This is a genomic window from Streptacidiphilus sp. EB129 (assembly GCF_041262645.1).
Classification (GTDB): domain Bacteria; phylum Actinomycetota; class Actinomycetes; order Streptomycetales; family Streptomycetaceae; genus Streptacidiphilus.
This window is the reverse complement of the sequence record NZ_JBGCCS010000087.1, coordinates 1-6,352: the sequence shown is the minus strand read 5'-3', so window position 1 is coordinate 6,352 and position 6,352 is coordinate 1. Positions and strand designations below refer to the sequence as shown.

General features: G+C 65.8%; 6 protein-coding genes. 2 read left to right on the top strand and 4 right to left on the bottom strand.

Features of this window, described 5'->3' with window-relative positions; translation table 11 throughout:
• Positions 1–41: 41 nt before the first annotated feature.
• Together ABH925_RS37415 and ABH925_RS37410 are read right to left on the bottom strand one after the other, a co-directional pair.
• On the bottom strand, positions 42–971 hold the full coding sequence (locus ABH925_RS37415) for a transposase (protein ID WP_370156059.1): 930 nt from the start codon (positions 969–971) through the stop codon (positions 42–44).
• 222 nt (positions 972–1,193) lie between these two features.
• A complete protein-coding gene (locus ABH925_RS37410; RefSeq protein WP_370156057.1) occupies positions 1,194–1,799 on the bottom strand; it encodes a TetR/AcrR family transcriptional regulator in 606 nt (201 codons plus the stop codon).
• A gap of 70 nt (positions 1,800–1,869) precedes the next feature.
• Here ABH925_RS37410 and ABH925_RS37405 point away from each other — a divergent pair, with 70 nt between their 5' ends.
• Both ABH925_RS37405 and ABH925_RS37400 read left to right on the top strand, forming a co-directional pair.
• Positions 1,870–2,763 carry an NADP-dependent oxidoreductase gene (locus ABH925_RS37405; RefSeq protein WP_370156055.1) on the top strand — a complete coding sequence of 298 codons (894 nt, stop codon included), beginning with the start codon at positions 1,870–1,872 and terminating at the stop codon, positions 2,761–2,763.
• Between the two features lie 284 nt (positions 2,764–3,047).
• On the top strand, positions 3,048–3,437 hold the full coding sequence (locus ABH925_RS37400) for a hypothetical protein (protein ID WP_370156052.1): 390 nt from the start codon (positions 3,048–3,050) through the stop codon (positions 3,435–3,437).
• 115 nt (positions 3,438–3,552) lie between these two features.
• On the opposite strand, the gene ABH925_RS37395 is transcribed toward ABH925_RS37400, so the two are convergent.
• Both ABH925_RS37395 and ABH925_RS37390 read right to left on the bottom strand, forming a co-directional pair.
• Positions 3,553–4,077 carry a hypothetical protein gene (locus tag ABH925_RS37395; protein ID WP_370156050.1) on the bottom strand — a complete coding sequence of 175 codons (525 nt, stop codon included), beginning with the start codon at positions 4,075–4,077 and terminating at the stop codon, positions 3,553–3,555.
• A 14-nt stretch (positions 4,078–4,091) separates the two neighbouring features.
• Positions 4,092–6,002, bottom strand: a complete 1,911-nt coding sequence (locus ABH925_RS37390) for a polymorphic toxin-type HINT domain-containing protein (protein ID WP_370156049.1) — start codon at positions 6,000–6,002, stop codon at positions 4,092–4,094.
• Positions 6,003–6,352: the final 350 nt, after the last annotated feature.

Sequence of the window (6,352 nt, the reverse complement as noted above, 5' to 3'; positions counted from 1 at the left end):
ACCGCGTCCACCCAAGGGCGAGCGAGTTCTGAGGTCCGCCGTCAGACCCGCGGTGACCTGGAACTCGAAGTTACCTTTTGCGTTGTAGGAGTCTGACCTTTGAAGCCGCTCCAGCCCATGCCACGCTTGATGCCGTAGCGGGCATCGAGATCGTAGGGGCTCTTGATCGCCACAGCGCCGGGCGGAAACTCACCCTTCTCCCGCGGGCGGGGACCGTCGTGGTCCCGGTAGTACTGCTGCACCCACACTCTGCGCAGGGCCTGTAGTGCGGGGAGGTCCCGCAGCCAGCCGGGCGCGCGTGCAGAGTGGACCGCATCGAGCAGTTTGAAGCCGTCCGTGCCGAAGGTGACCGCGAGTTCGGAGCGGGCCGTCTCGCTCTTCGGCAAGCGGTAGTCGCTCGCCCGCTGGGCATAGCGGTCCCACCAGGGGGCCGGTGCGTGGTTGACCAGCCAGACCGGGGCCGCCACCGACAGGGACTCCAGAGCCGCCCGCATCGTCTCGGCGGCGAACTCCAGGCGGTTGAGCGAGCGAATGCCGGCCAGGACGTGTGTCGCGTCGGTGCGCTGACGGCCGCCCTTGACCAGCAGGTCGCGCTCCCGCAGCACCTCGAGCATCCGGTTGAACAGCAGGTCCGCCCGGTCACCGTGCGCCAGACGCGATCGGAACTCGCTGAGCACCGAGGCGTCGAAGCCCGGATCGACCAACTCCAACGACAGGCAGTACTTCCAGTCCACCCTGCCCCGGACGGCATCGGCGGCCTGCCGGTCGGTCATCCCCTCGACGAACTGCAGCACCAGCACCGTGGCCAACCGCGCAGGGGAAAGCGACGGATGTCCACGCACCGCGAAGTACTCCGCGAACCGCGCGTCGGCGAACACCTCCCCGAGCACCTCGCGCATCCGCATCGCCACGCACCCCTTCGGGAAGGCGGCATGCGCGACCTGGGACGTCAGCACCGGAACCTCGCCCATCGATCTCGGCCACATGGACACCGCAGACCACCCCCCACCCAAAGGACGTGCACGTAGCAACACAGTCCCATGCCCAGGACGATCACCGCAGCACTCTGTGTGAATTGGCCAGCAGGGTCGATCAAGGGGAAACGCCCCACCTACAGGGTTTCGAGGCAAGTGAGCGCACTGATCCGCTCTGCCGTCGAGGTTCGGCGCGCGCTGGGCCGCCCCGGCAGCCGGCTACGGTCCGGCTGCGCCGGCGGGGTTTCCGCAGGGGCGGGTGACGGCCCATGCTGCCTCGATCATCCGGAAGATCTCGTCCACCGCGGCTTGCGGATCGGCCGCCTCACGGGCCAGCGAATGGGCGTCGATCACGAACCTGGCGATGGTCCGGCAGGCCGTGGTGGTCTGTGACAGGACAAGATCGGCGGCGATGGCCGTTGCCAGCGCCTCTGCATGGCGCAGCCTCATCGACTCCTCGTACTGCCGCAGGGCGGGTGACGCGTCGATCATGCGCCAGATCGGGGTGGCGCCGTCCGCCGTGCAGTGTCGCACCAGGGCCTGGACCTCGCGGCGCAGTGCGGGGATGAGTGGCTCGTGCGGCGCCCGGCCGGTGACCGCCTGCGTGAGGCGTAGCTCGAAGTCTTCATCCTGCTCGAACACCAGGGCCTCTTTCGAGGCGAAGTGGGAGAAGACCGTGGTGACGGCCACGTCGGCCTCGGCGGCCACGTCACGGATGCCCACGGCGTCGAAGCCGCGTTCCAGGAAGAGCCGCAGGGCGGTGTCGGCGATCTTCTGGCGGGTCGCGGCTTTCTTGCGCTCGCGGCGTCCGGACGGCACTGTCATGATTTAACACTACCAGATGCGAAAACGAAACGGATTCCAAATGCTAACCGTTAGTGTTACCGTCTGTCGCATGAAGAAAGTGAGCTTCGCCGAGTTCGGCGGTCCGGACGTGCTGCGACTCGTGGACGCCGAGGAGCCCCACGCGGGCCCCGGTCAGGTACGCATCGCTGTGCGGGCGGTGGGCGTGAATCCCGTCGACTGGAGGATCCGCGAAGGCCAGATCCTGGGGGCGCATCCGATCGAGTTGCCCTCCGGAGTCGGGCTCGACGCCTCCGGGGTGGTGGACGAGGTCGGTGAGGGTGTCGAGGGGGTCGAGGTCGGCGACCATGTGTTCGGCGAAGGCTCAAGCACCTACGCCGAGATCGCCGTGCTGTCGGCCTGGGCCCGTATGCCCGAGGGGCTGACGTTCGAAGAGGCGGCCGGGTACCCCTCCGTGGTGGAGACCGCGCTGCGGATCATCCGCGAGGTCGGCGTGCAGTCCGGGCAGACGCTACTGGTCAGCGGAGCGTCCGGGGGAGTCGGATCGGCGGTGCTGCAGATCGCCCACGACCGCGGCATCACGGTGATCGGCACAGCTGGGGCCGCGAACCAGGGCTATCTGCGCGGCCTGGGCGCCCTCGCCACGACATACGGCGAGGGCTGGGTCGAGCGAGTGCGGCAGCTCGGCCATGTCGACGCAGCTCTCGACCTGGCCGGCTCGGGTGTGATCCGCGAGCTCGTCGAGCTGACCGGGGATCCGCAGAAGGTGATCTCCATCGCCGATCTCGGTGCGCCGGCGCTCGGTGTCCGATTCTCCGGCGTGGCCGGGAGCGTACCGGAAGCGCTCGCTGAGGCCGTCGGCCTCATCTCCCGGGGAAAGCTCCGGATCCCGGTCGAGAAGTCGTACACGCTGGCCGAGGCCGCGGCGGCGCACATCGACAGCCAGGCAGGCCACACGCGAGGGCGCCGGGTCCTGATCATCTGAAAGCCAGCGCCGCCCGCCCGCCATCTCAGCTTGACCCTGTACCCTCCCGGCGCCACAGGCCCCGAGAGAGCTGAAGATCCTGGATAGACCAGAACCAATCATCAGGAATCAGACTCATTCACTCGAGTGAACCGACCAATCACCCAGCCAAGCCGCTTGACAAACAAGCCCACACCCCAACTTTCCGGCATTGGGTGTCCACGTCGTTCGTCACAAAACGATCTTGGACACCCTCGTTCTCGTCTCCGCGGGCACCCCTTGGACCACACCACCAGGAGGAACCAGTGTCATACCCGTATCTGCTCACCCCCGCGGAGAAGCTCGCCGACGCGAAGAAGCTGTTGAGCCTCCCGCGTATCGTCGTGATCTGCGGCTCCACCCGCTTCATGACCGAGATGAACGAGGCCGACCTGCGGGAGACCAAAGCCGGAAGGATTGTCGTCAAACCGGGCTGTGACATGAAGTCGCCGCACGAACTTTGGTCCGATCCTGTCGAGGCCGAGGCGCTGAAGGTTCGACTCGACGATCTGCACCGGGCGAAGATCCGGCTCGCTGATGAGGTGCTCGTAGTCGGCAACTACATCGGAGACAGCACCCGAGCCGAAATCGCCTACGCCCGGTCGCTGGGCAAGCCCGTGCGGTTCACGCACCCCGAAGTCGACCCTGACGCCTGACCGCCCGCTGCCACCTCGACAACCAGGGCCAGCCGCCCGCCACCTGACCGTCTCGCGGTGGCTTCGGCCGCCGCCCACCCCACACCCTCCGCAGGCATCCCTTGGAATTGATCACCTAGTCAGAATCTACCGAAAGCAACTCCTCAATAAGCGCAGATTGGTCCACGCTGAGATAGCTGGCAATGCGGCAAATTTGATGCGCGAGGCGCTTTGCATACTGCAAATCACTTCGATCCAAATCCGCTCCCAATCGCTTCTCGGGGAGGCCAGGCAGCACCCTCGGAAGACCTGCTAGCTGCCCGAAGAAGATTTGATACGCGATAGATGCACCTACACGCTTCTGACTATCCAAAGGGTCACAAATCAACACCCGATCGACGTGAACCTTGAGCGCCATGATCGCCCATCGACGCTCGGGAACAAACCCGCCAGATCGCATCTCATCGAGCGCCACCATCGCGGCTTCCGCAAAGGCATCACGATCCTCTAGGGCGACACTCCTCCTCATTCCGGCGGCAGCAATGTCCACCAGTCGGATCCACGCGTTACCATCAGCCCCGAGTGCTGCACCAGCCTGGCACTTTGCAAAGTGCAGCAACTCGACGGGACTGAGTTCCGAGAAAGAATTCCTGTAGGTCACGCGAAATGCCTATTCTATAGTGTTTCCACCCGCTCGAATACTATCCCGTACTCTGCAAACGTGGTCTCTCCAAGCTGCGTAGATCCCTCGCTTGGCTGATAGTGGCCGCTGTAATTTGTTATCAGCCTGCCAATATAGCCAGTCTCAGTCTTTTCTATCTCGGCAGTTCCAGCGGCGCGCATATAGTCGTACCCCGATACGTCACCATTGAGAGTTGAATGGAATATCTCAGTACCATCAGCAGCTTCCGTCGGTACAATGCGCAGCGACCCATCAGGCCTCACACCCCACTTGATCTCGCCGGTGGGATTTGCAATATACGAATCAAACTCCGGAGTCCCTGGCACCGTGGGCGACACTCCAGCGTCCTTAGCTTCAGCCAGATCGACCCCCCTATTTTCCGGCTCCAGGTTCGGAAATATCTCACAAGAAGGGCCATCAGTATTGTGCACCAAGATCGGCGCGGATCCGGCCATCACATAGTACGTGTGGAGGTCGCCGATGGTGAGGTCGTAGGTGGTGGTGTTGGCGTGGAAGAGGTGGAGGTCGGTGACCTGGGCGGTGCCGGTGGGGGTTTGGAGGAGGTCGCCGAGGTGGAGGTTCTGGGCCTCGACGAAGGAGGACTGGGTTTGGTCGTAGAAGGGGTGGTGGAAGGTGGTGTGGAGGGTTCCGCCGTTCGGCGCAGCGACGGTGGCCTCAGCGGTCGGCGCAGCGGTTGGGCTGGCGGTGGTGGTGTAGGCGGCCGGGGTTGCCTGGTTGGTGGTGCCGGGGGTGTGGTGGGCGAGGCCGAGGAGTGCGGCGAGGCCGGCTGCGGAGGCGGCCAGGCCGAGGCCGGCCTTGCGCAGGACGCGGGTCTTGAGCGGGATGCTCGCGGCCTTCGCGGTGCTCGTGGTGCTTTGCTGGCTGATGGGCTGGATGGTGACGTCGGCGAAGTCATGGTCGGTGTAGGTGACGATGACGGCGGTGACTGTGTGGTTCTGGGTGCCCTTCTTACCTGGGACGGCGTCGGTGATCTGGTCGCCGACCTTGACCTGGTCGATGGGCTTGCTGGTTCCGTCGGCCATCAGGACGGGCGTGTTTCCGGTGAAGCTGTGTGGCCCGCTGGCGCAACCGCTCGCGGCGGGGTCTTCCTCGCCGGAGTTGCTGCGGATCCTGCCGAGAGCGGATCCGGCGAGCGAGGAGACGGCTCCACCGGCGGCCCCGCCGATGGCGCCGCTCGCTGCTCCGCTAGCGGTGGCGTCGCCCAGGCCGGACCAGCTGCAGCCGGTCTGGCTGTCGGCGCAGGTCAGGCCGTAGTCGGCGGCGCCGGTGACGCCGCCGCCGATGCCGCCGATCGCCGCGCCTTCTAGGGTGCTTGTCACGAGCTGGGGCAGGACGTCGCCCACGACGGACGCAGCGAGTTTGCCGCCCAGGGCGCCGCCGATGCCGCCGCCTATCGCGCCGCCGACGGCGCCCAGGATGGTGGATCCGGCGAAGGCGCTGACGGAGCAGGCGCCGTGCTGGCCGTCGACGCACTTGGCGCCCTGGTCGATGGCTCCGCCGACCGCGCCGGCCAGTGCGCCGCAGCCGACGGCACCCGCGATGGCCCCGACTCCTCCGGTCACTGCTCCTACGGCTGCTTCGCATCCGAAGAACACTGCGGTGGAAGCGGCGAAGGAGGCGATGGCTGCGGCGTGGTTCTTGAAGAACGTGGTGGTGGTGTGCACCGCTGCGGCTGTGGCGTGGTAAGCGGTGCTGGCGATGTGGACGGTGGCATGCCAGGCATGGCTGGCGATCTTGGTGGTCGCATGCCAGGCCCGGGCTGCGATTCTTCGAATCTCTATCTTCAGGTCAGCGATCTCTTGGTTGATCTCGCTGATTAGGCGGTCGAGGCTGGCGATCGTGCTGTCGACGGATGCCACCGCCGAGTCGTAGGTGGACGTCACGAAGTTGGTGGTGGCGTGCCAGGCGTGGTCGGCCCAGCTGCTGGCGGTGTCCCAGGCCTCGGAGGCGTAGTGGGTGAAGCCGTGCCAGGCCTCGGAGGCGTAGTGGGTGACGGTGTGCCAGCCCGAGGAGATGGCGTTGCCGATGTCGCCGAAAAAGCCGTGGCCGGTGGGGTCGGTACGGGTCAGGGGGTCGTCGTCAACGTAGGCGAAGGGGTTGGCGGCGGCTGAGTTGGGGGTGGGACTCAGCGAGGCGGTGGTGAACTCAACCGGTCAGCGCAACACCCCAGGTAGGAGAGGGTGTGGCGTATGGCAAGGATGGGTCGTCCGGGGATGTCGGATGCACAGAAGCG